This is a genomic window from Deinococcus ficus (assembly GCF_003444775.1).
GTDB classification, from domain to species: domain Bacteria; phylum Deinococcota; class Deinococci; order Deinococcales; family Deinococcaceae; genus Deinococcus; species Deinococcus ficus.
Window position 1 is genome coordinate 224,626 of record NZ_CP021084.1, and the last position, 23,486, is coordinate 248,111.

Genomic DNA, 23,486 nt, shown 5'->3' on the forward strand with positions numbered 1-23,486 from the left:
CGGCTGCGTGACACCGGCTGTTCAGTGGCACAGGCCCCAGATCTCACGATCGGTCCGGCGGCGCGTCCGTACTCTGGGGGGAGATGCGCAAGGTCGTGCACGTGGACGCCGACGCCTTCTTCGCGAGTGTGGAGTTGCGGGACAACCCCGCCCTGCGCGGCAAGGCGGTCGCGGTGGCGTACCACGGGCCGCGCAGTGTCGTCACGACCGCCACCTACGAGGCCCGGCAGTACGGCGTGCGCAGCGCCCTGCCCCTCCGGACCGCCCTGGCCCGCTGCCCGCACCTGATCGTCATCGAGCCGCGCATGGACGCCTACCGCGAGGCCAGTGAGATCATTCAGGGGGTGTTCCACGAGTTCACGGATCTGGTGGAGCCGCTCAGCCTCGATGAGGCCTACCTGGACCTCACCACACCCAAGCAGGGGCCGCCCAGCGCGACGCTGATCGCGCAGGAGATCCGCCGGCTGGTCCGGGAACGGACCGGGGGCCTGACGGTCTCCGCGGGCGTGTCGTACAACAAGCTCCTCGCCAAACTCGGCAGCGGCATGAACAAGCCCGACGGCCTGACCGTGATCCTGCCCCACCAGGCCGACGCCCTGCTCGCCCGCCTGCCCGTGGACGCATTCTTCGGCATCGGTCCGGTGACGGCCGCCAAGCTCGAGCGCCTGGGCATCAGGACCGGGGCGGACCTGCGCGCCCGGCCACTGGCGGAACTCACCGCCGCGTTCGGCAGCCACGGCGCGCACATGCACGCGATCGCCCGCGGGGTCGACGACCGGCCGGTGGACCCCAGCGACGACCGGAAGAGCGTCGGCACGGAGGACACGTACGACCAGGACCTGCGGACCCTGCCGGAGATGCTGGCGAAGCTGCCGGATCTGAGTGAGCGCACGAGTCGCCGGCTTGCCCGGCATGGCCTGGCTGGCCGGGTGGTCGCCGTGAAGGTCAAGTTCGCCAACTTCGAGGTGGTCACCCGTCAGCTGCGCCTGCCCAGTCCCGTGCACCGCCCGGAGGAGATCGAGCGGGTGGCCCGGCACCTCCTGACCCCGGAACTGGTGGCCGGTCGGCCCGTGCGGTTGTTGGGCATCAGTGTCAGCGGCCTGCTCGACCCGGAGGGCCGGGACGTCCCGGTGCCCCTGTTCAGCCTCGTGTGACGCTCCTGGCGTAGTGGAAGGCCCGCCACCGTGCAGGAGGGAAGCGTGCTGGAGAATCCGGAGAACCGCGCGCCAGTGCGCGGCCTTTCACCCCGCTCACCCGGTATCCCGGGTCCCAGGTGCCGCTATGCCCCCCCTGCCCCCCACCCTGCCGGACGATCCGTACCCGCACGCCGCGTACCTCGCGGTGACGGGGGATGGGGAGGTGATCGGCTGGGCGCGCGGTCACCCGGGCTGTACCCTCGTCCTGCAGTTCTTCGGGAGCGGCGTGCCCGAAGTGTTCACTCTGCGGCCGCACAACGTCCCGGACGGGCGCCGCGCCCCGGCGCTGGTCAGCCACACCCCCCACGGGCTGCCGCTGCTCGCGCGGCAGAAGTGCGGCGGGCACTACCAGGTGACGTGCTCGCCCGACTGCCCGGCACAGGTGAGCCTGCACGCGGTGTACGAGGCGTGGCTCTGGAAGCGGTTGCAGGCGATGGCTCAGCGGTGCGCATCGCCCACCCCGTCCCCGAGCACCTCCATCATGTCGTCGCCTCGCCTGGAGACCCGGCATGCACCGATGCCGCTGCTGCCGTTTCCGCTCGCCCCCTTCCGGCCGGACCGGCGATCCCGCTGACCGTGGCGCCGTTAGGGATTCTGCCCAGGGCAGAACGCACTACACTGAATGAGATGACGGCCGGCGTCCTTCCCCAAGCGTTGACGGTCCTCCAGCGCGTCTGGGGGTACCCTCAATTCCGCGGCAATCAGGGTGACATCGTCCAGACGGTCGCCGGGGGCAGCCACGCCCTCGTGCTCATGCCCACCGGTGGCGGAAAGAGCCTGTGCTACCAGGTTCCCAGCCTCCTCAGGCCCGGGACCGGCATCGTCGTCTCCCCCCTGATCGCCCTGATGAAAGACCAGGTGGACACCCTCCGCCAGCTCGGCGTCCGCGCGGCCTACCTGAACTCCACCCTGACTGCTTCTGCCGCCCGCGCCGTCGAGCAGGCCCTGCAGGACGGCCGCCTGGACCTGCTGTACATCGCCCCGGAACGCCTCCTCCTGCCCCGGACGCTCGACCTGCTGCGCCAGTCGGAGATCGCCCTGTTCGCGGTGGACGAAGCGCATTGCGTGTCTCAGTGGGGCCACGACTTCCGCCCGGAGTACCAGCAGCTGAGCGTCCTCGAACAGCAGTTCCCGCAGGTGCCCCGCATGGCGCTGACCGCCACTGCGGACGACCGCACCCGCGCCGACATCCGCCGCGTCCTGGGGCTGACCGGGGCGCCGGAGTTCCTGTCGAGCTTCGACCGGCCGAACATCCAGTACCGCGTCACGACGAAGGAACAACCCCGCCAGCAGCTGCTGGACTTCATCCGGTCCGAGCATCCGGGGGACGCGGGGGTGGTGTACTGCCTGAGCCGTAAGAGCGTGGAGGACACTGCCCAGTGGCTGAAGATGGAGGGCCTGGAGGTGGTGGCGTACCATGCGGGCCTCTCGCAGCAGGAGCGCAGCCGCGCGCAGGAGCGGTTTCTGAAGGAAGAGGGCATCATCGTCGTGGCGACGGTGGCGTTCGGGATGGGGATCGACAAGCCGAACGTGCGGTTCGTGGCGCACCTGGACCTGCCCAAGAGCATGGAAGGGTACTACCAGGAAACCGGCCGCGCCGGCCGGGACGGGCTGCCCAGCACCGCGTGGATGGTGTACGGCCTGGCGGACGTGGTGAACGTCCGGCGCATGCTCGCAGACAGTGACGCGCCCCCGGACATCAAACGCATCGAAGCCGCGAAACTCGACGCCCTGCTCACGTACTGCGAGACGGCGACCTGCCGCCGCGAGGTCCTCCTCGCGTACTTCGGGGAGACGACGGCCGGGCCGTGCGGGAACTGCGACGTGTGTCTGAACCCCCCGGTCGTGCGGGACATGACGCGGGAGGCGCAGATGGCCCTCTCAGCAGCCGTCCGGACGGGAGGCCGGTACGGCGGGGCGTACCTGGTCGACATCCTCCTGGGCAAGGAGAATGACAAGAACCGGCGGCACCGCACCCTGCCCACCTTCGGGATCGGAAAGGACCATGACGCGAGGGTGTGGCGGAGCGTGCTGCGGCAGCTGGTGAGCCTGGGGTACCTGACGGCCGGGCCGTACCAGGGCCTGATGGTGACCGCCAAGGCCAAGTACGTGCTGAAAGGCGAACGGCCGCTCCTGCTGCGGGAGGACACCCTCATTCCCCGCGTGTCCAAGCGCGCCCGGGAGAAGGCGCAGGCCCAGCAGCACACCCTGACGCCTGAGGATCGCTCGCTGTTCCTCGCCCTGCGCCTGTGGCGGGCTGAGCGGGCCACGCAATTGAACGTTCCGCCGTACACGATCTTCGGGGATGCGACCCTGAAGGCGATTGCCGAGCAGAGGCCCACTACACTCCCGGCCCTCGGGAAGATCAGTGGGATCGGGGAGCGCCGCCTCGCGGAGTACGGCACGGCCGTCCTGCAGGTGGTCCGCTCCGGCGTGCACGAGGACAAGACGCGCCCCCGGGGCACGGTCACCGCGCAGGACCTCGGTTTGACGGTGAGCAGAGGGCCAGTCGGGAGTCGTACCAGCTTGGGGTCAGGGCCCCTGGCCACCTCGGGGTTGCAGAGCCCTGTGCCTCCAGTGAGTGTGGGCGTGCCGGGACCCGGCGCCGTTCCGCCCGCCGACCCGCCCGGTCAGGGGCCAGTGGACCGCGGGGACGAGCAGCGGTCACCCGAGGCCCGTGAACCGAGGGAGACGCCCGCATCTGAACCAGACACCATGGTGATGGGGTCTGACTCAGGGCCCCTCCAGGCGGACGCCGGGCCTGCACGGGTGAGCGCGGTATCCCTGCCTATGGAGGACGAAGGACGCCCCGCGCCTGCCCTTCCAGCTGCGCCACGGCCAGACCCGGCGCCCCTGCCAGAGGCCAGCAACGACGCCCTCACCTCTGCGGCGGTCACCACGGCACTGTCGGAAGTCCGGCGGGCCCTGGCACGGGAGACCGGGTACGCCGCGTACCTGATCTTCCCGAACGCGACCCTGGAAGCCCTCGCCCAGCGCCGGCCCCGCACCGCGGCCGACCTGGAGGGCACCCCGGGCCTGGGCCCGAAGCGCATCCAGGCGTACGGGGACCACATCCTGAAGGCGATCGCGTCCGCGCTGGACGCCCCTGCGCCCTCCAGGGGAGCCCTGGCACCCACCCCGGAGACCCCGGCCCCCCCTGAGGCCGCGCCGGCGCAGGCCGGTCCGGCAGGTGCCCTTCCGGGATCTGCCACCGCGGACGTTGACCTCCCCGCCCTGCTGGAAGCGCTCGCCCGTGACCTGCGTGCCGGCCGGGCAGCGCTCGACCTTTCCGGCCGGGACCATCCTGGAGTCCAGCTCGACGAGCACAACGGCGTGACGACGCTGACCGTCCGCTGGACGCGCCCGGACCCCACCCACGGGTAGCCCGCGCTCCACCTGCCTGAACCTCCATGCCCTCTGCCGTCCACCCGGACGCACCGCAGAATGCGTGGACGCCCAGACGGGCGTGTACTGTTTGCAGGAGAGTGCCATGACCATTTTCGAGAACTTCAACCCCACCCTGCTCGCGCCTCTGAACCTGCTGCCGGAAGACCCCCAGGACGGCCAGGTGTACCGCGTGCCGGGCCTGAACGCGGCCGTGGCCATGAAGGATGGGGTGGGCCGCCTGGTGACGCTGGGGTCGACCTGGTCGGACCGGTACCACACCATCCTGAACGTCCGCCAGCACCTGGGCGAACTGGAAGTCGAGCTGCAGGGGCAGTGGGCGACGCTGTCGAGCGGAGCGGTGCACCTGGCCATCCACGCCCTGCACCCCCTGCGGCTGCGCGCGCCGCGGATCGAGGGGGACCTGGACGCCGCGCCGATGCTCACCCCGCAGTACCACGAGGACGGCGACAAGGGCCTCGGCTGGTGGACGGCGAACACGAGTACGCACCAGTCGACGCTGGGGGACTGCACGATCGTGACGTGCGACGTGGTGTTCACGCGCGGCGGGGAGTGCTTCAAGGCGCACGCGCACCTGACGATCTCGCCGGAGGAGCCATACCACACGTACTCGTACACCACCGAGAGCCGGCCTGGGCGCGCGGTGATCAAAGGCCTGATGAAAAGCCTTAGCGCTCAGGGGGATCACTGAGAGGTGCACGGCCGTGAGGGCGGAGGCCGCGCTGGGGCCGGTCGTTCAGGGACGACCGGCCGGCGGGCGGACGGCGAAGACCAGCGAGGCCACGGCCGTGCCGACCGCCAGCAGGGCCCAGTCGAAGGGCCGGTCCGGGGACAGGGTGCCGGTGACGGCGGCGCACAACACGCTCACGAGCGTCCAGCCCAGAGCGAAGCCTCCAACGTGACGAACGTACGGGGTGAGCATGCGTCAGTACACCACGGCAAGCGTCCGCGTTCCTCCTGATCTGAGGGGGAAACTCCAATGGAGCACCCACCATCCGCCTACGCTGGAGCATGGATCACCTCGTGCTGAACCTGATGACGCGACTGGCAGGGCGAAGTGCGCCGGATGTCCAGGGTCACCTGCCGGAGGTCACCCCAGGGACCATGCGTGACCTGCTGGTGGCGCTGGGCATGGCTTCGACCGTGGTGGTGCAAAAGCACGTCGCCGACTTCGCGCAGGGTCGCTACGACCTGACGGTGGAGTCCCGTGAGGACGGCAGCGTCTGGTTGTGCCTGAAGCGCCGCCAGGTGCCCACGACCACCCGCCTGAACCTCGTGAACATGTGGCGTCAGGTGATGTACGAAGGGGACCTGCAGCACCCCCGGGCGGAGACGGCCGCGCTCGTTCGGGAGCTCAAGAACCTGCCGCTCGTGAGCCAGGACGGCACGCCTGGGGTGTACGCGCGGCTGAGTGACGTGCTCTTGCAAGAAGCGCCATTCGCCACGCTGCTCAAGGCCCTGGCGCACCTCCCGGTGCTGCTCCTGGACGTGGAAGCGGAAGGGCGGTTCGGCAGCCGGCGCAGCGTGGAGCGCGAGGCCCAGCGGCGCCTGGGTGCCCTGTATGGGCTGGAGGAACTGAACGTCGACGTGATCGGTGAAGCGCGCGTTCAGGCCTGACGTTCGCGGCACGCCGGCTGCCTGGGCAGTGCGGGCCGGTCAGCCCCGTGTCTGGGCGTGCCCTGGAACCCGCGCCGCGCCGAGACCGTACCCGGGGGCATGACCCTCCCGGCCGGCCTCACTCCGCGTTCCCCCTCCACTGGCCCCGAAGGAGACCGGATGCGGCACCCGCTCCACTGGACGACCCTGTCCCGGCCACTGCTCGCGTTGAGCGCCGCGCTCGCACTGACCATGCCCGCCGCGGCGCAGGACATCCCCAGCGAGGTGCTGATGACGCCCGCCGGACTGGCCTGGATCGCCACTGAAGCGCAACTTCTCGGCACCTACGCCGGGCCCCGCCCGCCGGACCTCGAAGCGCGCCTGAGCGCCCTGCGCCTCCAGATGATCACGCAGTGCCAGGACGAACTGAAGCGCAGCGGCACCTGCCCGGAAAGCCTCACCCTGAACCTGCTCCGGCCGCTGGTGTCCAGCCTGCAAGAGGGCCACACCAGGATCATCGAGGACGACCACACCGCCTTGTACGGCCTGAGACTGGTGGACGTCCAGGAAGGGCCGCGCCTCACCGTGCGGGTCAGTGACGCCCGCGGCGCCTTCCCCCGGGTCGGGACGGTCCTGCTGCGCGGCGACGAAGTGCTGCGCGTGAACGGCACCATCGTCAAGGACGCCCGGAGCGCCTTCCAGGCGGCGTCCGGCCCGGTGACGCTGACGGTGCGCCGGGACGGGGGCGTCACGGACGTGACCGTTCAGCCCCGGCCGGAGGCGGCCCCCATCTCCAGCCCCACCCTCCGCTGGGAGCAGGACGTCCCGGTCGTCACCTACCCGTCCTTCCAAGCAGGCGTCAAGGAATACGGCCGGCTGATCGGCGACCTGACCGGCCAGGGCGCGCCGGGTCTCGTGATCGACCTGCGGGAAAACCGCGGCGGGCGACTCGAACACTGCATGCTCGCCGCGAGCCTGATCGCCGGCGAGGTCGAGGTGGTCATGCGCGGCCCCGGCGTACTGGATGAACGCCTGAAGGCCGTCCGGGGTGAACTGCGCACCCCCTTCCTCACCGGAGGCGGCTGGAACACCGTGCGCGTCCTGCCGGACCTGACGTACACCGGCCACGTGGCCGTGCTCGTCAACGCCCGCTCTGCCTCCTGCGCGGAGATGTTCACCACCCTCGCCCGCCAGGCCGGGAAGCGGGTGCGGGTGTACGGCGAACGCACCCGCGGCGCCGGGAACTCCGGGGTGCACGCCCTGCCGCAGCAGGGCGTGCAGGTCGCCGCCATGCAGGTGTGGACGCCCGCCGGGCAGCTTTTCCCAGCGTTCGTGACGCCCGACGTGCCGCTCACCGACGACCTCGTCACCCTGGGGAGCACGGGCGTGGACACCCTGCTCGACCGCGCCCTGGCGGACCTGAAGGTGGCGAACGCCACCGGTCAGTGGCCGGCCGGCTGGGAACGCAAGCGTCCCTGACGCTCACCCCGGAGGCGCTTCACCATTCCTGCCGGCAACTTTCCGGGACGTCCATGCATATCAGGGAGCAGCATGACCTCCCCTTCTCCGATCATCGACCCGGCCGTGCCCAGGTGGCGGGCCGCGGTGCCGCACCCGGTCGCTGCGCTGGTGCTTGCCGTCGTCCTGCTGCGTTATTCATTGCCTGATACGGCGCAGGCGGTGGCCGGTCACGGGGGCTCGACGCTCAACACGGCCATGGATCTTGTGACGCTGGCGATGGTGCTGCTCGGCCTGGGCATGAACCTCGCCCGGTCCCATGCGCGGCGGAAGGTCGCCGAGCGCGGACCGGAGGCCGGCCTCCTGCGGGCCCGGCGCCTGACCGCGTGGATCACGCCGCTGTTCCTGACCGGTCTGGTGTACGGCATGGTGGGGACGCTGCCGCTGAGCGCAATCGTCGCGTACGTCACGCCGATCCTGTTCGTGTTGTCCTGCTCGTACACGCATCACCTGCAACTGGCGGCGGACGACTTTGCCCGGGCCTGAACCCGTGCGGCCCGGTGCCCGGGCGCCGGCCGGGTCGGCATGGAACTGGTCGTTTCTTCCGCTGGTCCTGCCCTTCTTCCTGCTGGCAGCGGTCCTGACCCTGGTGCAGGAGATTCGCCTGTTGTCCCTGCCGTCGTATGAGGCTCAGGCAACGGTGACGCGTATCGTGCCGGGCAAGAAGGGCCGGGGCTCCCCCCTGCTGCTGGTCGACGGCCCGTCTGGACGGATTGAGGTGACGAAGACGTACAGCGGCGACAAAGCCAGACTGCCTCAGGTAGGGGAGCAGGTGACGGTGCGGTGCACGCGGGAGGCGCAACCCACGTGCCGTCCGGCGACCGCGGGGCACCGGTACGGTCAGCTGGGGGCATCCGTGGCGATGGCTGTAGCGACGATCGCGGGCCTGGTGTGGTTCTACCGCCGGGGTCCGGGGCGCGTTTCGCGCCCACCGCGCCCGGTGGTGGGCGGCGCGTCCCCTCAGGGCTGAAGCGGGCGTGACCGGCCCGACGTCCCCTGCCTTCAGGAGGCCACCCATGTTCTGGATGATGCTCGGCGTGTTCGGCCCGATTCTGCTGATTGGTTTTTTCTTCGCCCGGAGACAGGACCGCATCAACCGGGCCATGACGGAGATGGAGCACGCCCCGCCTGAGACGGGGTACGTCGGACCGCACCGTCCCGGCCCCTCCTGACCTCACCAGGCCGCCGAGTGCGGCCTTGTTCGTTCCTGCGGACGGGGCGCGGTGCGCCCCTGCAGCTCGTTCCTGGTTGCCCTGGCCTCCGAGGGGACGGCCTTGCGCCTGGTGAGCGTTACAGGGTTTCGGGGTCGTCGGAGTCCTGGTCGTCGAGGCAGTTCAGGCAGATGTCGTAGATCAGTTCCGGGACGTACTGCTCGCATTCCGGGCACCATTCCTGCGTTTCGTGTTCGGTGGCGGGGCGGGGCTGGAGGGTGAGCTGGAGGAGTTCTGGGTCGGTGAGCAGGTCACGGAGCAGTTGGGTCACGGCAGCCTCCCGCTTCAGGATGGCCTGTGCCGGGCGTGGCGTGCAAGGTGGTCAGGGTTGACGAAGCCGTGGTGGGCGCGGGCCAGGGCGGCGGTAGGCTGGGACCATACATGACTGACCTCAGCGACCGCAGGGACGTTCGGCGGGCCCTCGTGAACGTGCCCTCGCCGGCGGGTGAGGGGGCTGGGGTGCGCCTCGACATTCTGATGAACGGCCTGGTGCGCCTGCAGGTGGTGTCGCCGGAAGGGAGCGTGCAGGCGTGGACCTGTGACACTCTGGAGGAGGCCGGCCCGCTGGCATCGATTCATGTCCTGGACGACGCGCTCTGCGAGCAGTTTCTGTGGGAACTGGACCTGATGGGCCTGCGCGGACCGTCCGGCTCCTCCGAGTGACTCAGGTGGAATGCCCGGCCCCGCACGCCGCCCTCAACTGTGGTGCATGTCCTGGGCGGATCCTGCATAGGGCGGTATCCTGTTTCCTATCAAAGCCGCCGAGTGCGGCTTTTTCTAATCCGAGGTGAGTGCCGGGGTGCGCCTTACCAGTTCACTTCCAGATGGCCGGAAGCCCGCCTGCTCGTACAGGCCGCGGGCCTGCTCCGTCGTCCCCAGGCTCAGGGTGTGCAGGCCGCGCTGCCGGGCCTCCTGGAGCGCGTGTGCCAGGAGCAGGCGGGCGATGCCCTGCCGCCGGACGGCCGGGGCCGTGTAGACGTTGACGATCCGGCCCCGCCACGGGCTCGGGTCGTTGCGGGTGGGGCCCCACTCGAGCAGCATCAGCCCCGCCCCGCCGACCACCTCCCCTGCCGATTCAGCCACCCACCCCAGGTACAGGTCCTGGTCCATCGCCCGGGTCACCCAGGCGGCGTACGCAGTCCCGGCCTCATGGTCGGCGTCCAGTTCCGGGTACCGGTGCCTGGCGATCACCGCACCATCGGCTGACGTGGCCCGCCGAACGAAACGGGGAGCGAGCGGCGCTTCCTTCGGCATCGATCTGGTCACGGCTCCCCGTGACGGAGCCGGGCGAGGCGGACGCTGTCCCACCGCTGGCCCTGCCACGCGCGAGCTTCGGGGACGCGGCCGCATTCCCGGTACCCCACCCTCTCGGCAGCGCGGATCATGCGCTCGTTGCCACTCCAGGTGGTCAGTGTGAGGACGTGGGCGTCCGTTTCCGCGAAGGTCGTGTCGGTCCACTGCCTCAGGGCTTCACGGCCGAGGCCGCCGCCCCAGTGGGCCGGGTCGTAGATCACGATGCCCAGTTCCCACCAGCCGCCTCCAGCGGGGGCTTCCTCGGAGCGCGTGACCTGCCCGATGCACTGGCCGTCCAGGGCAATGATGCGGCTGTGAGGTTGCGGGGGACGGGCCTGCACTTCCTGCACGTAGTCATTGAAGGGGATGGGACTGGGTTTGTTCGTGAAGTACGGGCCGTCCCACTGTTGCCATTCCGGGCTGGGGGTGGCGCGGGTCCACTGCCAGAGGACGGCAAGGTCGTCAGGCTGGCGGGGGCGGAGGGTGAGGGTGGGCATCCGGGCCAGTGTGCCTCAAGAGGCACGGGAATCAGGCGGCACCTGCCCCTGGCATGGTCCACTGCTACGGCGCATGGGGAGGGGTCGTCCCCCATGCCCTGCTCCCCCGAATGGGGGCGTTTGCCAGTGATTGACGGACGCCTGGGTATGGCCGTGGACTAGGGTTGGACGATGGCGGCCCTCAGACTCTCGTTTGTGGATGACAACGAGGCGGACCATGTCCTTCTCGAGGAGGCACTGGACGAGCTGGGGCTCTCGGCGGATGGTCGGCACTTCCTGGATGCGGATGCGTTCCTGGGGGCGCTGAGGCGGGGTGAGGTGACTCCGGACGCGGTGATCACGGACCTGAACATGCCGGGCCGGGACGGGTTCGACCTGATCCTCGCCGTGCGCGCCTGCCCTGCCTGGGGGACGTTGCCGGTGCTGGTGTTCACCACTTCAGGCGCCGAGGAGGACCGGGTGCGCGCCGCGGCTGTCGGCGCTGACGGGTACTTTGTGAAGCCCAACTCCACCGGCGCCCTGGTTGGGGTGTTGAAGGCCATGATCCAGGTGCTCGAGCGCTAACTCCTTGGAGGTCTTGGAGTGCGTGTGTGTCATTCAGCGGGGAAGGTCTCTCTATTCACGCGGGAATGTACCTACCCTCTCTTCTTCCCTCCCCTTCCTCCTGCCTTCCCCTGTCCCCCCACCTGTCCCTCTTCCCCTCTCCTGGCCTTTCCCGCTCCTTCACCATGCTCCTCCTCCCCATCTTCCTCCTCTGCATCCCCTCTTTTCCCCTGCTTATGCCGGCGCTTCAGCACGGGAAACCACCCCACCTCCGCGTTCCTCCGACCAGGCACCAGCCGCAGCACTCCATTTCCTTCATTCAGCTGCGCCCCTCAGGCCAACCGGTGAACTCAGCCTCCGCTCCCTCACCAGCGGCCGTCCGGACGATCCGCGCCATCCACTCGTCGCGTTCCAGTGCATCGGCGTCCTCGTAGACGTACACGAAGCCCGTCTGCTCGCCAAGGAGTGCACGCAACAGGTCCCGGACGCCTGCCTGATCGGCGTCCGGAGTGAGGATGGCGATGCGCATCCCGACCCGGCCCGCCCCGAGACCAGGCTGGTGTTCGAGCACCTCGTACCCCGGCAGAGCGGACCTCGGGTAGTTCGATGCAGCCGGGCTCTGCGCGGCAGTTCTGGCTGGCGGGGATGGGCGCGTCGTCAGGATCAGTGCGGGAATGCCGAGGAGGAGGGTGGCCATGAGGACAAGCTTGGTTCGTGGACTGGGTTGGGAAGGTGCCATGTCATTTTCCTTGCGAGTCAGTCCAGTGATGTATTCGGGCGTGTGAACGTCCTCAAGGGCCTTTCCCCGTGCGCTGGCAGGAGCCCAAGCCGGTGAAACGGAGCAGAAGTCATCGGAATCCCCAGATTCAATCAGGGTCCTACTTCAGTCCGTACAGCGCCAGGACGATGCCCTGGCAGATCATCCCACCCAGGAGCACCGTTACCGGCAGGCGAATCGGCATGCTCGTCATGCGGACGTGCTGATGCTGGCCCAGTCGGGCGTACGCGCCGACCTCAACCTTGTTCGTCAGGTACGCGCCGTACATCAAATATGCGGAGAGCAGGCACAGGATCATGCCCACCAGATCCACACCCTTCAGAAGATCACTCATCTCCGGACCGTGCCGCCACAGGCCATACCCGGCTCCCACCGCCGCACCGGCCAGGCCGGTCCCGATGCCCTGCAGGATCATGAGGCCGAAAGCCGCACCGCGGCTTTCCACCCGGGACTGGTAAGCGGAGAGGAACATACTCCACGGTACGAGACCCGGTTCAGCTGGGTTGCCGGAGTTCAGCAGTAGGGGCTTGAGCTGGAGGCGTGCCGTGACCCAAAGCATGGGCCGGGGCGTGGGGAAGACCAGGACACGATCACCTGTCCCTCAGAGTGCAGCCCCGAAGAAGTGACAGGAGCCGGCGGGCAAATCGCTGAGGAGCGGAACGTGGGCGTCCCGGCGTCACTGTCACCTGATGGGAGCTGGCTGCGCATCCACCGAGGAAATGAGGCACCAGCCATTCCCCTCATGCTGCTGCTCGGGCTGGAGCGTGGTGGGTCACCAGGGACAGTCGCACCTGGAATCTCGCACCAGGGAATCAGTGGCGCAGAGGAAGGGAGAGGCGGTGGAAGGGGGATGGATGGATTGATGGTAGGTACATTCCTGCGTGAATAGAAAAGCATAGGCCGCAGACCACCCCAAAACCCACCACCCGCAACCACCCACGCGCCCCCTACGCTGGCCACAGGCCAGCCCCCACCACCCCACCCCAGGAGCCCCGCATGTACCCCACCCCCTACCCCACCGGCATGACCCTCGGCGAGAGTCTCCACTACATCGACCCCGACACCCACACCGAACACCCCGCCACCCTCATCGGCCCCGCCGACGCCAAAGGCCACCTCCACCTCAACGTCCACTACCCCGGCAAACTCGAAGCCCGCCGCGCCCCCCTCAGCAAACAACTTACCGGCGGCACCTGCCACCCCCAGACCTACAGCCACCCCCCCATCACACCCAAGCCCCCCAGCTTCATCAAACAAGTCCAGAAATTCATGAAGGAGCAGTCCTGAGGGACAGAGAACCCCTCACCCCTCCCGTGGTCCCCGAAGGCCCCAGCACCACCCCGGAGGACCCCCCATGACCACCACCCCCCTGCCCGCCTGGCACGACCTGCCCGGCCTCCTCACCGCCCTCCACACCCTCGGCCAGACCGACCTTGCCGCCCGCCTCCAACACTCCGGAGCACGCCTGGAGGCCCTGCTCGCCAACGAGGCCGACGACGCCCCCGACCACGCCCAGGAACTCACACGCTTCGCCACCCTCAAAGCCCACGCCTTCACCCTGCTCGAAGGCCGCCCCCTCCTGCCCGTGGAGGTGACCGACGCGCAAGCCGGCGAACCCAGCGACCAGACCATGACCCCCTGCGCCAACTGCGGCAAACCCTGGTCCCAGGCCAACGAGCACCGCACCGCGCAGATGTACGACGGCGAATGGGTCTGCAGCAAGGCCTGCGAGGACGAACACAACGAACTGGGGTGCCCGTTCGCCCACGGCGAGAACTACCGCACCCAGTTCGAGTTGCGGGACGGGCTGTTGAATGACGGCGCCTTGGCCCGCCTGAGCCTCGAAGCCCGGAACGCCCGCGACCAGATCGAAGGGTCCACCCTGCGCAACCGCAATGCCGCTTCGGGGATCCTCGGCCTCCTCATCACCACCCTCGACGACACCACCCGCGGCGTCCTCCCCCTCCTGAACGACCCGCACAAGGGCCGGTCATGACGACCCCCGCGCTCACTTCCAAATCCGCCGAGCAGATCGAAACCGAATGGAAGGCCATCGAGGCCAAGCGGCCCGGCGGCGCCCTCCCCAACGTCGAGCGCCTCCTCAACAGCGACAAGGCATTGAAGGCCCGGGCCGCTGGCGGGGACCAGGCCGACCTGCTGGAGATCATCGAGGTGTTGCACCACAGCCTGCGCAGCTACCACACGGAAATGGGCGTGCTCCTCACCGAGCGTGACGCCCACCGCGTCGCCCTGGACGACGCCCTTCCGGTTCTCGAACTCGTCTTCGAACGCGGGCAGATCCTCGACCGCATGACCCAGCCGGACATGAGCGGCCGCCACCCCCTCCAGGGCGAACTCGACGCCGTGGAGCACCAGCTGAGACGCACCTGGCGTCCCCTGCGCCTGCTGCCTGTCCTTCAGACCGCCCGCACCGCCCTGAAAGGAACGCCATGACCGTCTACGTCGACGAAATTAAGGATTACCAGGGCGCGGTCGGCGGGCACGTCGGCCGCGTCAATCAGCGGTGGTGCCACCTGACCGCCGACACGCTCGACGAGCTGCACGCGATGGCCGCCAAGATCGGCCTGAAACGCTCCTGGTTCCAATCCAGTCACCTGCTGCACCACTGCCACTACGACCTGACGCCCGGAAAGCGCGCCGCGGCCGTCCGGGCCGGCGCCGTGGAGGTGAAGGCCATGGACCGCGCGAGACACCTCGCGGCCGCGGGGACCGCCCTCACACCCTCAGGGCTGCCGGGCCGGTCGTGAGCGGCCTCGTGGACGCCCTCGGCTTCATCCCCCTGTGGTACTGGGGTGCGGGGCTCCTGGTGCTGCTCGCCGCCACCTCCGACGCCGGCACGGAGGTCAAGGAGGCGCTGCTGGGACTGGCCACCGGTCTATTGACGCTGGCCTTGCTGCTCACCATGCTCGCCTTCTGGCCGCTGGTGATCGTGATCAGCACCCTTCACCGCAACCGCACCCACCAGCGCGGCCAGACGCGCACGCACCGCTCCCCGGAGTGGTTCCTCGCCCGCTGGGCCGAGGTGCCCCGCACATTCGGGATCCACCGCGGCCGCTGGATGATCGCCGGCCGGTGGTGGCCCGCCCTCACCGCGCACCCCATCCAGTACATGCCGCGGCACACCGCCATCGTCGACGGACGCACTCTGACACTGCACTTGCTCATCGTGGAAGTGGCCATCACCCGCCTTTCCCTGCCGGCCGGTCCAGACCAGCTTTCACCCGGCCCTGCCGGCCGGGATCCGGAAGTTCACCTATGACCGACTCCAGCGACCCCACGACCACGCCCACCCTCCTGACCCCCGTGGAACAGGCCGCCTTGGAAGCCTTCGGGGACGCCTGGACGCGCCTGCGCACCGTCGAGCAGGCTGTGAAGGACGGGCACGGAGCGAGCTTCACGCACCACGACGCGCTCCAGGCCATGCAAACCGCTGCCCAGGCGGTCAGAGCGGCCGTGCTTGGACACGACCAGGACCCCTGCGAACCGACGCACCTTCATAACGGGGTGACGCTCACCCTCACCCTGCCTCTGAACCGGCTCCCGGGCCTCACCGCCGATCTGGTGCACGCGCCGTTGGCGAACCTGCTCGACGAGGGCTGCTTCACCGTCACCGGCGAAGGCGAACGGGAACTCCCCACCACGGCGCACGACCTCGCCCGCGCCGCCTCACAGCTCCTCAGCGAGGAAGCCGAAATCCGCCTGTACGGTGACGCCCTCGGCGCCCTCACCGCCCGCCTCTCCGAGCACAGCCGCGCCCTGCGCATCCGCGCCTACGAACTCGACCCCGACCAGGCCCACGCCGGGTGGGCCAGCGACAGCGGGCACCTCAAGCACGGCCGGCTGAAACCCTACTGAGGAGGGGAGCGCGGGCCAGGACGGTCCTCAGCACCGCGCTCACCGACCCATGCGGTTCGTTCCGATTGCTGTGACGGTACGCACCAGGCGGCTGTGCTCCTTCCCACCCACCGGCGGTGACCCGTGGCTGTCAAATCTCCCTGCGCTACACCAGCGGCGCCCGCGTCGGCGAGGCGTAATCCGCGGCGGGGTTCAGATACTCCTCTTCAAACTGTTCGTAGCCATGCCGCTGCAGGTAACGAAACTCACTCCGGTAGATCGGCATGGCCCACAGAACCTGAATCTTGAAGTTCGGATGGTCGATCTGACCATGAGGCTGAGCGGTGTACAGCCGGTCATCATGCTCGAACGGATCGGTCAGATAGAACAGGCAGGCCGGTTCCGCCTCCAGCAGTCCCGGGGCGCCAGGAATGTGCAGGTGAGCGCCGGAAAACACGAACGCCTGCTCGACGAAGGGGTACAGCGCCAGGCGTCTGAGCGTGTCGGGAATCCCAGGGTGATCTGGCGGGTGCGCGATGAGGTACTCGTGCCGCATGCCCCGGGCATCCCGGTAGCGGTGCTCGCTGTGCGGGATGCGGCCGACGGACGCCCCGACAGACACGCTGAACGCGGAGTCCTGAACGTAGGTGGCGCAGGCGAACGGCGTCGCCTCCGGGTGAATCGAGACCGTGGACGTGACGAGGGTCGTGGGTGGCCCGAGCCAGCGGTCCATCCGGTCACGCACGGCCAGGAGGGCGTCCAGGTCAGGCATGCGGCCTCTGGGCGCCGGGCATGATGGGGTCTCGGGCAAATCGCATCGCGTTCCTGGTCACCATGGTAGTCGTCCCACGCCGGAAGGCAGGGCTTGAACGAGGGGAGGGGCGCGGCCCCTCTCCCGGATGCCTCCCTGTCAGGGCGGCGCGTGGCTTTGTCTCGCTCTCCCTGAGGAAGCGGGCACGCACGATCTTCCCTACAGTGAGGGCATGCGCCCGGTCCTGACGGCTTTCCTTGCCTGTGGCCTGCTGGCCCAGGGTTCTGCCCTCCCGGTCACGGAAAAGCGGGTCCGGCTGGGGTATTTCGCTCCCCTGGTGCCCTCCACCTACACGGGCCCGACCTCACCGCTGGAAATCGTGTACAACGTGAGGCCCACCGGCGGCCGGAGCATGCCACTCATGCTGACGCTGACCCTCCGGCCGGACGGGGGCGGCCCGGTGATCCAGCGCACGGCCTCCCTCCCCGCCACCGGATGGGGCGGGTGGAAGGGCGAGGTTCCCAAAGGCCAGCTCGAGATTCGCGCGACCGGCGGCAATTGCGTCTCCAGCCTGACACTCAAGATCACCGGAACTCGCAAGATCGTCCGGGCGGCCTACGTGTTCAACGGCCTGCACAAGGTCCACAGCGAACTGTTCGTCGCCGGGAAACGCGTCAGCTACGGCAAGTGCGGGTAAATCCCGGGCGGCGTTCTCAGCGCTGGCGGTCCTCCTGCACCTTCCGGAACGCGGCGGCAAACTCGTCGTTCTCCGGGACGGGCGGAGCCAGGCATTCCACCGCGGGCGGAAGAAGCGGCGGGGCCACGCTGCCCTGCCCCAGCAGCCCGTTCACGGCGCCGCCGGCATTCCCGACGCCACGCAGGAAACGGTTGCCGGTCAGGCGCTCCCGCAGGGAGGACCGCGGCGCTTCCGGGTGGCGGTTCGTGTCGGTCTGGTCGTCCATGTTCCCTCCCTGGAACGCCGGGTGGTACAGGCGTCCTGACTCCATGGTAGGTCGAGCCTGGGGGGCCGCTCTGCAGGATGTGACCCGGTCAACTTCGCTCCGGAAGCGCGCAGAGGCTCAGTACGATGCCGGGCATGAGTGAGTTTGCGCCGGACGGCACCCGCATCTACCGCCACGACGCCCAGGACGACACCCGGCCCGTCGCGGACACGAGCGCAGGCGTCCGGGAAGCGTTCGAACGGCACCTGGGCCGCGTGCTCGGCGCTGAGCCGATGGTGTTCCACGAGCTGATCAGTGACGTCGTGCACCTCGACATCTACATGTACCCGCCGACCGTGGCGCGGCCATACACCGTCCTGGCCACCTCCGGCATGAGCGACCTGCCCATGACCGTGCCTGAAGTCGCGCAGGAACAGAGTCTGATGGAAGGGACGGGCTCCCTGGAACGGGCGGAACTCCTGCTCGCCCTCCCGCCCGAGTGGCCACTCACGCAAGAGGCGTTTGAGGACGAGCGCCACTACTGGCCGGTGCGGCTTCTGAAGGGCACCGCCCGGCTTCCACACCAGTACCGCACGTGGCTGGGCATCGGGCACACCGTCCCGAACGGCGACCCCGCCCGGCCATACGCCCCCGGCACCGAGCTAAGCGGGATTGTGCTGCTCCCCCCGGTGCTGGATGACCTGCAGGAATTGAGCGACCCGGAGAAGGTGCCGGAACTGCGCTTCTACGCCGTCGTTCCCCTCACCACCGAGGAGATGGACCTGAAACTCACGCACGGCCTGGACGCCCTCCTGAACCGGCTGAACGAAGCGGGCGTGAACGAGCTGCTCACCCCGGACCGCGTGAATGCCGCCCCCGCCACCAAACGGTCCTGGTGGCAGCGCCTGCGCGGCTGACGCGCGACACTGAACCCGTGTGGGATGACGTGAAGGCGTTCGAGGCGTACGAGCCAGGGTGGTTCCTGAGCATGTCCGGCTCCGGGTTGGTCTGCCGGATTGAAGAGCAGGACGGCGATGTGCAGGTCAGGCTGACGTTCCCGGCGGTGGTCCCGCACGACTCGCCCCTGGTGGGGGTGGCGGTGTCCCCCGACGGCACCTTCCGCTGGGCGGCACACGCCGGGGACACCGCTGCAGGCGACCACTTCGAAGCCCTGACGGCCATCCGGGCTCTGGTGCTCGAAACGGAACAGGCCGTGGTGTGGGATGTCGCGGTCCGCAAACGAGCCGGGCGGATGGATGACGTGCTGTCCGGAGAGGAAGGCATCTCCCGGCGACACGTCGGGGGCAACCGCTGGTGGTGGCGGTTCGTCGGGGATACCGTGGAGGTCTGGCTGGACGCAGAGGACCTGCACTTCAAGTGCGTCGACATCTGGCGCGTGCAGAACCCGGCCTTGTAGATCCAGTGAGCTTCCAATGAGATCAGGCCACCCCGCAAGAGGTGGCCTGATCTCGATTGAGCTTCAGCGGCTGGTGGTTTCGGTGCTTAGCAGTTCCGGCACGCCGCCCTTGCCGTACTCCAGCATGTACACCCGCGACGTGCGCCGCTCCCCTGACGCGTCGAACGACAACGGCCCACTCGGGTTCATGCACACCCCGGTGCCCGTGCAGGCCGGGAGGTTGACCTTGCGCACGGCCGCCATCACCTGGGCGCGGGTGGGCACCTTGCCCTTCACCCCGCCGATCTCGTTCAGGGTCGCCAGGAGCAGCACGTTCATGGACTCGAACGCCGCCAGGGCGCGGGGGTTGGGTTCCGCCCGGTATCGCGCGCGGTACTCCCGAAGGAAGGCCTGCGCAGCGGGGAGTTTCTCCAGCGGCGCCATCGGTGAGGAGAACACCACGCCCTCCGCCGCGTCCCCGGCGGCTTCCACGAACGCCGCCGAGAACACCCCATGCCCGGCCGCGAACGGCACGGTGACGCCGCCCTTGCGCATGGCCTTCAGTACCGCGGCCGCGGCGAGGTCCGTGCCGCCGAAGTACACCAGGTCCGCGTCCAGGCCCTTGATGCGCCGCAGGACGTCCTCGATCTGCTCCGGGGTGGACGCCCCGAGGAAGCCGACGACCTTGACGCCCTCGGCCGCAAGGCGGGCCTGCATCACCTCGGTCAGGCCGTTGCCGTAGGTCGTGTTGTCGGACACGACATACACGCGCCGGGGACGGAACTTCGCCTTCAGGAATGCCGCCGCGACACCCGCCTGCGCGAGGTCGGGGGACGGCAGGCGGTTGAAGTAGTTCCAGCCCTGCTGCGTGAGGTCATCGTTCGTACTCGACGGCGCCACCATCGCGATCGGCGACGGTTTCAGCGCGGCGGCCAGGGCGTTCACCACCCCGGAGTTCTGCGGACCGACGATGCCCAGGATGTGGTTGTCCCCCTGCAGCACGCCCGACAGCAGGCCCGCCCGCGTGGGGTTGCCCTGATCGTCCAGCGGCAGGAGCTTCAGGCTGTGCCCCAGCTTGTTGAAGGCCGGGGTGTGCAGGCGCAGGGCCATCTCCGCGCCCCGGCGGAACTCCACGCCCAGCGTGGCGCGGGTGCCCGTCAGCGGGGAGACGGACACCACCTTGATGACTTCGGCGTGAGCGGCGCTGCCCAGGAGGGTCGTAAGCAAGGCGCTGGCGGACAGGAGAGTGCGTTTCACCCCTTCACTGTTCACTGCACATGGGTGGATTCCCGGCGAACTCCCTGCGGACCTCCCCATGCGCCGACCGGACGCACCGAAGACACCTCTGCATTCACCCACCTGCGCCGCACAGTGAACAGGTCGGCGGACCGACCAGGAGGCCAGATGATCACCGCAGAAGAACTGTTCCGACCCCTGGTGGCCTGCACGAGCGCGCCGGAACCCCGCCTGCGCGGCAAGTTGACGACCAGCGTGCTCAACGTCATGACCGGCCGCGGCGGCACCCTGATCTCCCCCCTCGACCCGGCCTGGATGGCCGTCGCCCCCCTCATCCCCCCGCCCCGCGCGGCGCCGCCCGTCACGCCCGCCCCGGGCCCGGCGCCCGGCATCCTGCCCCTGCGGCTTCCTGAACAGGCCCCGGCGGACCTCGTCGGCCGAACCATCGAACTCCACCACACCCTGGGCGGCGTGGACACCCGGCTGCTCGGCGTGCTGGTCAGTGACCGGCCCGCCCTGCTGCGCATCAGCGTCGACCTGTACGAGGAGTGGGGCGAGCCGGTCCCGGACTTCCTGCGGGCGTACAACGGCCTACGGGCGCTGGGCGTCGGCTGGAAGAACGCCCGGTACCTCGTGCGCGGCTACCCCGCCCCGCCGCTGCTCGCGGCCGTGATTCGCGCGTACCGTGCCGGGCTGCGCGGTCCTTCGGCGTACGCGCACCTGCAGGCTCAGCTCCTGGAGCACCTGGACCCACCTCCCCGGCGGCCCCTCACCCTGCGCCCGTCCCAGCGAATGGGCCGGTCGCCGAGAGGCCTGTGCGTGCTGCGTTCACCCACCTGCGCCGGACAGTGAACCATGTCCCTCGCCCCGTCCGCCCCGCATGACCCTTCACCCCGCCCGGCGGGGTTCACAAGCGGCATGCCAAAGTTGTCTGCAATTCTCCTGTTCCTGGTAGCCGGTCTGGCCAGTGCTGCCCCTGCCCTGACGCTTCCCCTGCGCGAGACGGACGGCTGGTCCCTCGAAGTGCCCGTGAAGGCCGGGAAGGTTTTGAACGTGGATGTCCGGCGGGGGTTCACGCGCGTCGAGCGCCTCGACCGGCACGCGGCGTTCACCTTCACCCGCACCGGCAACACTCTGCACGTCGGCGTCAGGGCCGGCACGCTGCCCGGGACGACCAGCTGCTTCAAGATCCACACGGCCCGCGCCACCGCCTACACCCTGTGCGCCGCCGTAGAGAACAGCGTCCCGGCCCAGACGTTCATCCTCAAGTAGCGTGCGGGCGCGAACTGCGGGCACGGCTGCGGCGCGGCCCTGCCACACTGGGGGCATGTCCCCGACCGCCCGCCGGGTCATCAAAGGCGCGCAGATCGTCCTCCTGGTCCTCTTCCTCGTCAGTGTCACCGTCCGGTTCTGGATGCCGGAGTGGACCGGAACCTCCCATCTGGTGAGCCTCGTCCTGCTCGGTGTGTCCACGCTGCTCAGCGCCTGGCAGAGCAGAACCGACCGGGGATACTGGCCCCTGACCCTCCCGCTCGGCCTGCTGCTGCTGACCAGCCTGCTCATCTTCGTGACCCGGACCTGGTGAAGGAACCACGTGGCAGGTACAGACCGTCCGGGTCATGCTCCTGACTCCGCAGGTCTGACCACCGACCAGAAGCTGAGCCTCTCCACCCTCCACCGCGCCGCCCTCGCCAGGCGGCGCTTCGCCTGCATCCCGACCTTCAGGAGTCCCCATGAACACCACGCCTGACACCACCGCCCGCCCAACCCTGACGGCACTCGCCGACACGCACTTCGGTGGGGACGTCACCGCACTCGTCCGCCTGCTCGACACCCTGACCACGGACGTCCTGCGCGCCGCCCGCATCGAACGGCACCAGGAGCGGTCGCGCGGCGGTCAGGCTCAGTCGTGACTGCGGCCTCTCCCGACCTCGCGCGGCGCTGGGCCGAGCAGTTCCCGGTTCCTCTCCCCCGCCGGTCCCTTCCGCCTGGATTCAGTGCATGGGCAGCGCGGGACCAGGCGCTGGCCGATCTTCGCCAGTCTGGGCTCCTGGCCGATTCCGTGCTGACGGCATACGCGGCCGCCATGCGTACCCACGGGCAGGTCAAGGGTGCGGCGCGGGCCCAGCAGCCACTTCTCCAGGAGGATGCCCGGGAACGCCTGTACGAGGCGTGCGCGCTCATCCAGCCGGTCATCGCACGGGACTTCCCGCCGGAGAGCTGGACTGAGGGCTGGTTCGAGGCCCGGTCCGTGGTCACTGCCCTGGGCGAGGCGCACCTCCAGCGTTCAGGGCGGACGTGACCCCCGATACTGACGTGACACGCCCATGAAGACCGCACCGATCATTGCCGTTCTCCTCTTCCTGACCGGGCTGGGCGCCTGGGCCTGGCAGGCCACCACCACCCGGGCGGCGCTCCAGCAGCAGTTGACCAGCCTGCGCGCGCCAGCCGTCCGGTGCAGCGCCACCCTGTGGGCCCGGCCCAGGTGCGAGGCGGCCCTCAGCCCCGACGAGAGGCGGGCCGTCGTCCGGGAGCTCACGAACCGCGGCGCGTCACGCGTTGAACGGACGCTGACCGGCGCCAACGGCGACGTGCAGCCGCAGTACACGTGCTACGTGCAGGCGGCCGAAGTCTGCTTCTACGACCTGGTGTCCGCCGACCGGGCGTCCACGCTGGTGGTGGCGACCCAGGCCCGCTGACCCCCCTTGAGCTCCCGATTCGAGGCGTTCACCCCTGCTGGGTCCGGGCCGGGCCATGACGCTCGTCTCCACGCCCTATCCCCCACCCGAGTTCACGCCTGAGTTGCGGCGCTTCGTGCGTGACCAGCGCGCGCAGGGGGCCGCCTGGTGGCACGGCAATCCCACCCAGGCGGCCGCATTCCATGATCCGACGCCCGGCCTGGAAGGGCTGTGGCTGGCCGACCGCGTCCAGGCCGCGCTCTGGTACGCCACGCATCCGGCCAGTGGCACCGGGGAACTGCTCGGGGTGCGGGCCACCGGGCCCTTCCCGGCCCTGCGCGACCCGGCCGTGCTGCGCTTTCTGTGCGAGAAGGCGGACCTCGATCCCCGTGAGGTGAGGCGGGACCACGAGCGGGGCACGCTGTACCTCACGCACCAGGCGGCGATCTGCCAGGCTGCCCAGCGCGATTACCCGGGACTCCTGCTCAGGGACAACACGTGCGGCGCGCATGGGAGCCTGGTCGTCTGGGATGACCGGCGTGTGCAGGTCACCGGGCGGTACGCCTTCACGCCCGGATGAACGCGCCGGCTG

The 23,486-nt window shown here is 69.3% G+C and carries 35 protein-coding genes; 26 read left to right on the forward strand and 9 right to left on the reverse strand.

The annotated features are described in order from the left end of the window. Positions 1-83: 83 nt before the first annotated feature. From dinB to DFI_RS19445, 4 genes are all read left to right on the forward strand, one after another. The gene (gene dinB, locus DFI_RS19430; protein ID WP_027462809.1) at positions 84-1,154 is read left to right on the forward strand and encodes a DNA polymerase IV; all 1,071 of its coding nucleotides are present in this window, start codon (positions 84-86) and stop codon (positions 1,152-1,154) included. Positions 1,155-1,281: 127 nt separating this feature from the next. After that, entirely contained in the window at positions 1,282-1,770 is a 489-nt protein-coding gene (locus DFI_RS19435; RefSeq protein ID WP_027462810.1) for a hypothetical protein, read from the forward strand. Between the two features lie 53 nt (positions 1,771-1,823). Further along, positions 1,824-4,580: a DNA helicase RecQ gene (gene recQ / locus DFI_RS19440; RefSeq protein ID WP_027462811.1), complete on the forward strand. Its 2,757-nt coding sequence runs from the start codon at positions 1,824-1,826 to the stop codon at positions 4,578-4,580. Positions 4,581-4,686: 106 nt separating this feature from the next. Continuing rightward, positions 4,687-5,292, forward strand: coding sequence for a hypothetical protein (locus DFI_RS19445; RefSeq protein WP_118376058.1), 606 nt, complete (start codon positions 4,687-4,689; stop codon positions 5,290-5,292). A gap of 45 nt (positions 5,293-5,337) precedes the next feature. Here the strand turns inward: DFI_RS19445 and DFI_RS19450 are convergent, their stop codons facing one another. Then, positions 5,338-5,523: a hypothetical protein gene (locus DFI_RS19450; RefSeq protein ID WP_027462813.1), complete on the reverse strand. Its 186-nt coding sequence runs from the start codon at positions 5,521-5,523 to the stop codon at positions 5,338-5,340. Between the two features lie 89 nt (positions 5,524-5,612). Here DFI_RS19450 and DFI_RS19455 point away from each other — a divergent pair, with 89 nt between their 5' ends. From DFI_RS19455 to DFI_RS20475, 4 genes are all read left to right on the forward strand, one after another. Next, entirely contained in the window at positions 5,613-6,218 is a 606-nt protein-coding gene (locus DFI_RS19455; RefSeq protein WP_027462814.1) for a hypothetical protein, read from the forward strand. A gap of 159 nt (positions 6,219-6,377) precedes the next feature. Continuing rightward, a complete protein-coding gene (locus DFI_RS19460) occupies positions 6,378-7,676 on the forward strand; it encodes a S41 family peptidase (RefSeq protein ID WP_027462815.1) in 1,299 nt (432 codons plus the stop codon). 72 nt (positions 7,677-7,748) lie between these two features. Beyond that, entirely contained in the window at positions 7,749-8,201 is a 453-nt protein-coding gene (locus tag DFI_RS19465; RefSeq protein ID WP_118376059.1) for a hypothetical protein, read from the forward strand. Between the two features lie 530 nt (positions 8,202-8,731). Then, a complete protein-coding gene (locus tag DFI_RS20475; protein ID WP_162899092.1) occupies positions 8,732-8,887 on the forward strand; it encodes a hypothetical protein in 156 nt (51 codons plus the stop codon). 118 nt (positions 8,888-9,005) lie between these two features. Here the strand turns inward: DFI_RS20475 and DFI_RS19475 are convergent, their stop codons facing one another. After that, a complete protein-coding gene (locus DFI_RS19475; protein ID WP_027462818.1) occupies positions 9,006-9,197 on the reverse strand; it encodes a hypothetical protein in 192 nt (63 codons plus the stop codon). A 110-nt stretch (positions 9,198-9,307) separates the two neighbouring features. Between DFI_RS19475 and DFI_RS19480 the strand changes: the two genes are divergently transcribed. Continuing rightward, the gene (locus DFI_RS19480; RefSeq protein ID WP_027462819.1) at positions 9,308-9,589 is read left to right on the forward strand and encodes a hypothetical protein; all 282 of its coding nucleotides are present in this window, start codon (positions 9,308-9,310) and stop codon (positions 9,587-9,589) included. Between the two features lie 114 nt (positions 9,590-9,703). Here DFI_RS19480 and DFI_RS19485 read toward each other — a convergent pair whose 3' ends face one another. Both DFI_RS19485 and DFI_RS19490 read right to left on the reverse strand, forming a co-directional pair. Continuing rightward, positions 9,704-10,117, reverse strand: a complete 414-nt coding sequence (locus DFI_RS19485) for a GNAT family N-acetyltransferase (RefSeq protein ID WP_244940418.1) — start codon at positions 10,115-10,117, stop codon at positions 9,704-9,706. A 71-nt stretch (positions 10,118-10,188) separates the two neighbouring features. After that, complete coding sequence (locus DFI_RS19490) at positions 10,189-10,716, reverse strand: GNAT family N-acetyltransferase (protein ID WP_043777903.1); 528 nt, start codon at positions 10,714-10,716, stop codon at positions 10,189-10,191. Positions 10,717-10,887: 171 nt separating this feature from the next. On the opposite strand from DFI_RS19490, the gene DFI_RS19495 reads away from it, so the two are divergent. Then, positions 10,888-11,280: a response regulator gene (locus DFI_RS19495; RefSeq protein ID WP_051307719.1), complete on the forward strand. Its 393-nt coding sequence runs from the start codon at positions 10,888-10,890 to the stop codon at positions 11,278-11,280. Positions 11,281-11,578: 298 nt separating this feature from the next. Here the strand turns inward: DFI_RS19495 and DFI_RS19500 are convergent, their stop codons facing one another. Further along, entirely contained in the window at positions 11,579-11,956 is a 378-nt protein-coding gene (locus tag DFI_RS19500) for a hypothetical protein (RefSeq protein WP_027462822.1), read from the reverse strand. Positions 11,957-12,137: 181 nt separating this feature from the next. Next, positions 12,138-12,509 carry a hypothetical protein gene (locus DFI_RS19505; RefSeq protein ID WP_027462823.1) on the reverse strand — a complete coding sequence of 124 codons (372 nt, stop codon included), beginning with the start codon at positions 12,507-12,509 and terminating at the stop codon, positions 12,138-12,140. Between the two features lie 524 nt (positions 12,510-13,033). Between DFI_RS19505 and DFI_RS19510 the strand changes: the two genes are divergently transcribed. From DFI_RS19510 to DFI_RS19535, 6 genes are all read left to right on the forward strand, one after another. After that, entirely contained in the window at positions 13,034-13,324 is a 291-nt protein-coding gene (locus tag DFI_RS19510; protein ID WP_027462824.1) for a hypothetical protein, read from the forward strand. Between the two features lie 67 nt (positions 13,325-13,391). Continuing rightward, positions 13,392-14,033, forward strand: a complete 642-nt coding sequence (locus DFI_RS19515; RefSeq protein ID WP_027462825.1) for a hypothetical protein — start codon at positions 13,392-13,394, stop codon at positions 14,031-14,033. Next, positions 14,030-14,491 (forward strand): hypothetical protein, encoded by a 462-nt coding sequence (locus tag DFI_RS19520; RefSeq protein WP_027462826.1) that lies wholly within the window; start codon positions 14,030-14,032, stop codon positions 14,489-14,491. Before DFI_RS19515 ends, DFI_RS19520 begins: the two co-directional genes overlap by 4 nt. Beyond that, on the forward strand, positions 14,488-14,805 hold the full coding sequence (locus DFI_RS19525) for a DUF4031 domain-containing protein (protein WP_051307721.1): 318 nt from the start codon (positions 14,488-14,490) through the stop codon (positions 14,803-14,805). The genes DFI_RS19520 and DFI_RS19525 overlap by 4 nt, the downstream gene beginning before the upstream one ends. Then, positions 14,802-15,317 (forward strand): hypothetical protein, encoded by a 516-nt coding sequence (locus tag DFI_RS19530; protein WP_027462827.1) that lies wholly within the window; start codon positions 14,802-14,804, stop codon positions 15,315-15,317. Before DFI_RS19525 ends, DFI_RS19530 begins: the two co-directional genes overlap by 4 nt. After that, on the forward strand, positions 15,314-15,913 hold the full coding sequence (locus DFI_RS19535) for a hypothetical protein (RefSeq protein ID WP_027462828.1): 600 nt from the start codon (positions 15,314-15,316) through the stop codon (positions 15,911-15,913). The genes DFI_RS19530 and DFI_RS19535 overlap by 4 nt, the downstream gene beginning before the upstream one ends. Positions 15,914-16,058: 145 nt before the next feature. Here DFI_RS19535 and DFI_RS19540 read toward each other — a convergent pair whose 3' ends face one another. Beyond that, the gene (locus DFI_RS19540; protein ID WP_027462829.1) at positions 16,059-16,664 is read right to left on the reverse strand and encodes a suppressor of fused domain protein; all 606 of its coding nucleotides are present in this window, start codon (positions 16,662-16,664) and stop codon (positions 16,059-16,061) included. Positions 16,665-16,875: 211 nt separating this feature from the next. Between DFI_RS19540 and DFI_RS19545 the strand changes: the two genes are divergently transcribed. Next, positions 16,876-17,340: a hypothetical protein gene (locus DFI_RS19545; protein WP_027462830.1), complete on the forward strand. Its 465-nt coding sequence runs from the start codon at positions 16,876-16,878 to the stop codon at positions 17,338-17,340. A 16-nt stretch (positions 17,341-17,356) separates the two neighbouring features. Here the strand turns inward: DFI_RS19545 and DFI_RS19550 are convergent, their stop codons facing one another. Then, positions 17,357-17,650, reverse strand: a complete 294-nt coding sequence (locus DFI_RS19550) for a hypothetical protein (protein ID WP_027462831.1) — start codon at positions 17,648-17,650, stop codon at positions 17,357-17,359. An 89-nt stretch (positions 17,651-17,739) separates the two neighbouring features. Here DFI_RS19550 and DFI_RS19555 point away from each other — a divergent pair, with 89 nt between their 5' ends. Further along, positions 17,740-18,501, forward strand: coding sequence for a suppressor of fused domain protein (locus tag DFI_RS19555; RefSeq protein ID WP_027462832.1), 762 nt, complete (start codon positions 17,740-17,742; stop codon positions 18,499-18,501). A gap of 17 nt (positions 18,502-18,518) precedes the next feature. After that, a complete protein-coding gene (locus DFI_RS19560) occupies positions 18,519-19,001 on the forward strand; it encodes a hypothetical protein (RefSeq protein ID WP_027462833.1) in 483 nt (160 codons plus the stop codon). 63 nt (positions 19,002-19,064) lie between these two features. On the opposite strand, the gene DFI_RS19565 is transcribed toward DFI_RS19560, so the two are convergent. Next, positions 19,065-20,237 carry a branched-chain amino acid ABC transporter substrate-binding protein gene (locus tag DFI_RS19565; protein WP_162145416.1) on the reverse strand — a complete coding sequence of 391 codons (1,173 nt, stop codon included), beginning with the start codon at positions 20,235-20,237 and terminating at the stop codon, positions 19,065-19,067. Positions 20,238-20,384: 147 nt separating this feature from the next. On the opposite strand from DFI_RS19565, the gene DFI_RS19570 reads away from it, so the two are divergent. The 7 genes from DFI_RS19570 to DFI_RS19600 all read left to right on the forward strand — a co-directional run bounded on the left by DFI_RS19570 (position 20,385) and on the right by DFI_RS19600 (position 23,474). Continuing rightward, positions 20,385-21,068 (forward strand): hypothetical protein, encoded by a 684-nt coding sequence (locus DFI_RS19570; protein WP_027462834.1) that lies wholly within the window; start codon positions 20,385-20,387, stop codon positions 21,066-21,068. A gap of 66 nt (positions 21,069-21,134) precedes the next feature. After that, the gene (locus DFI_RS19575) at positions 21,135-21,488 is read left to right on the forward strand and encodes a hypothetical protein (protein ID WP_027462835.1); all 354 of its coding nucleotides are present in this window, start codon (positions 21,135-21,137) and stop codon (positions 21,486-21,488) included. Between the two features lie 55 nt (positions 21,489-21,543). Then, positions 21,544-21,801, forward strand: coding sequence for a hypothetical protein (locus DFI_RS19580; protein ID WP_027462836.1), 258 nt, complete (start codon positions 21,544-21,546; stop codon positions 21,799-21,801). Positions 21,802-21,949: 148 nt separating this feature from the next. Continuing rightward, on the forward strand, positions 21,950-22,129 hold the full coding sequence (locus DFI_RS19585; RefSeq protein WP_027462837.1) for a hypothetical protein: 180 nt from the start codon (positions 21,950-21,952) through the stop codon (positions 22,127-22,129). A gap of 173 nt (positions 22,130-22,302) precedes the next feature. After that, entirely contained in the window at positions 22,303-22,518 is a 216-nt protein-coding gene (locus DFI_RS20480; protein WP_155864543.1) for a hypothetical protein, read from the forward strand. A gap of 25 nt (positions 22,519-22,543) precedes the next feature. Continuing rightward, positions 22,544-22,915 (forward strand): hypothetical protein, encoded by a 372-nt coding sequence (locus tag DFI_RS19595; protein ID WP_027462839.1) that lies wholly within the window; start codon positions 22,544-22,546, stop codon positions 22,913-22,915. A gap of 55 nt (positions 22,916-22,970) precedes the next feature. Next, positions 22,971-23,474: a hypothetical protein gene (locus tag DFI_RS19600; protein WP_155864544.1), complete on the forward strand. Its 504-nt coding sequence runs from the start codon at positions 22,971-22,973 to the stop codon at positions 23,472-23,474. The last annotated feature ends 12 nt before the right edge of the window (positions 23,475-23,486 follow it).

Bases quoted from the DNA above. Each gene is read 5' to 3' on its own strand.
- DFI_RS19450 (WP_027462813.1), bottom strand. From the start codon at position 5,523: ATGCTCACCCCGTACGTTCGTCACGTTGGAGGCTTCGCTCTGGGCTGG.
- DFI_RS19445 (WP_118376058.1), top strand. From the start codon at position 4,687: ATGACCATTTTCGAGAACTTCAACCCCACCCTGCTCGCGCCTCTGAAC.
- DFI_RS19535 (WP_027462828.1), top strand. From the start codon at position 15,314: ATGACCGACTCCAGCGACCCCACGACCACGCCCACCCTCCTGACCCCC.
- DFI_RS19545 (WP_027462830.1), top strand. From the start codon at position 16,876: ATGCGCCCGGTCCTGACGGCTTTCCTTGCCTGTGGCCTGCTGGCCCAG.
- DFI_RS19435 (WP_027462810.1), top strand. From the start codon at position 1,282: ATGCCCCCCCTGCCCCCCACCCTGCCGGACGATCCGTACCCGCACGCC.
- DFI_RS19575 (WP_027462835.1), top strand. From the start codon at position 21,135: ATGCCAAAGTTGTCTGCAATTCTCCTGTTCCTGGTAGCCGGTCTGGCC.
- dinB (WP_027462809.1), top strand. From the start codon at position 84: ATGCGCAAGGTCGTGCACGTGGACGCCGACGCCTTCTTCGCGAGTGTG.
- DFI_RS19595 (WP_027462839.1), top strand. From the start codon at position 22,544: ATGAAGACCGCACCGATCATTGCCGTTCTCCTCTTCCTGACCGGGCTG.
- DFI_RS19455 (WP_027462814.1), top strand. From the start codon at position 5,613: ATGGATCACCTCGTGCTGAACCTGATGACGCGACTGGCAGGGCGAAGT.
- DFI_RS19490 (WP_043777903.1), bottom strand. From the start codon at position 10,716: ATGCCCACCCTCACCCTCCGCCCCCGCCAGCCTGACGACCTTGCCGTC.
- DFI_RS20475 (WP_162899092.1), top strand. From the start codon at position 8,732: ATGTTCTGGATGATGCTCGGCGTGTTCGGCCCGATTCTGCTGATTGGT.
- DFI_RS19505 (WP_027462823.1), bottom strand. From the start codon at position 12,509: ATGTTCCTCTCCGCTTACCAGTCCCGGGTGGAAAGCCGCGGTGCGGCT.
- DFI_RS19540 (WP_027462829.1), bottom strand. From the start codon at position 16,664: ATGCCTGACCTGGACGCCCTCCTGGCCGTGCGTGACCGGATGGACCGC.
- DFI_RS19495 (WP_051307719.1), top strand. From the start codon at position 10,888: ATGGCGGCCCTCAGACTCTCGTTTGTGGATGACAACGAGGCGGACCAT.
- DFI_RS19580 (WP_027462836.1), top strand. From the start codon at position 21,544: ATGTCCCCGACCGCCCGCCGGGTCATCAAAGGCGCGCAGATCGTCCTC.
- DFI_RS19510 (WP_027462824.1), top strand. From the start codon at position 13,034: ATGTACCCCACCCCCTACCCCACCGGCATGACCCTCGGCGAGAGTCTC.
- DFI_RS19570 (WP_027462834.1), top strand. From the start codon at position 20,385: ATGATCACCGCAGAAGAACTGTTCCGACCCCTGGTGGCCTGCACGAGC.
- DFI_RS19600 (WP_155864544.1), top strand. From the start codon at position 22,971: ATGACGCTCGTCTCCACGCCCTATCCCCCACCCGAGTTCACGCCTGAG.
- DFI_RS19555 (WP_027462832.1), top strand. From the start codon at position 17,740: ATGAGTGAGTTTGCGCCGGACGGCACCCGCATCTACCGCCACGACGCC.
- DFI_RS19500 (WP_027462822.1), bottom strand. From the start codon at position 11,956: ATGGCCACCCTCCTCCTCGGCATTCCCGCACTGATCCTGACGACGCGC.
- recQ (WP_027462811.1), top strand. From the start codon at position 1,824: ATGACGGCCGGCGTCCTTCCCCAAGCGTTGACGGTCCTCCAGCGCGTC.
- DFI_RS19480 (WP_027462819.1), top strand. From the start codon at position 9,308: ATGACTGACCTCAGCGACCGCAGGGACGTTCGGCGGGCCCTCGTGAAC.
- DFI_RS19465 (WP_118376059.1), top strand. From the start codon at position 7,749: ATGACCTCCCCTTCTCCGATCATCGACCCGGCCGTGCCCAGGTGGCGG.
- DFI_RS19520 (WP_027462826.1), top strand. From the start codon at position 14,030: ATGACGACCCCCGCGCTCACTTCCAAATCCGCCGAGCAGATCGAAACC.
- DFI_RS20480 (WP_155864543.1), top strand. From the start codon at position 22,303: ATGCGTACCCACGGGCAGGTCAAGGGTGCGGCGCGGGCCCAGCAGCCA.
- DFI_RS19460 (WP_027462815.1), top strand. From the start codon at position 6,378: ATGCGGCACCCGCTCCACTGGACGACCCTGTCCCGGCCACTGCTCGCG.
- DFI_RS19585 (WP_027462837.1), top strand. From the start codon at position 21,950: ATGAACACCACGCCTGACACCACCGCCCGCCCAACCCTGACGGCACTC.
- DFI_RS19550 (WP_027462831.1), bottom strand. From the start codon at position 17,650: ATGGAGTCAGGACGCCTGTACCACCCGGCGTTCCAGGGAGGGAACATG.
- DFI_RS19525 (WP_051307721.1), top strand. From the start codon at position 14,488: ATGACCGTCTACGTCGACGAAATTAAGGATTACCAGGGCGCGGTCGGC.
- DFI_RS19515 (WP_027462825.1), top strand. From the start codon at position 13,392: ATGACCACCACCCCCCTGCCCGCCTGGCACGACCTGCCCGGCCTCCTC.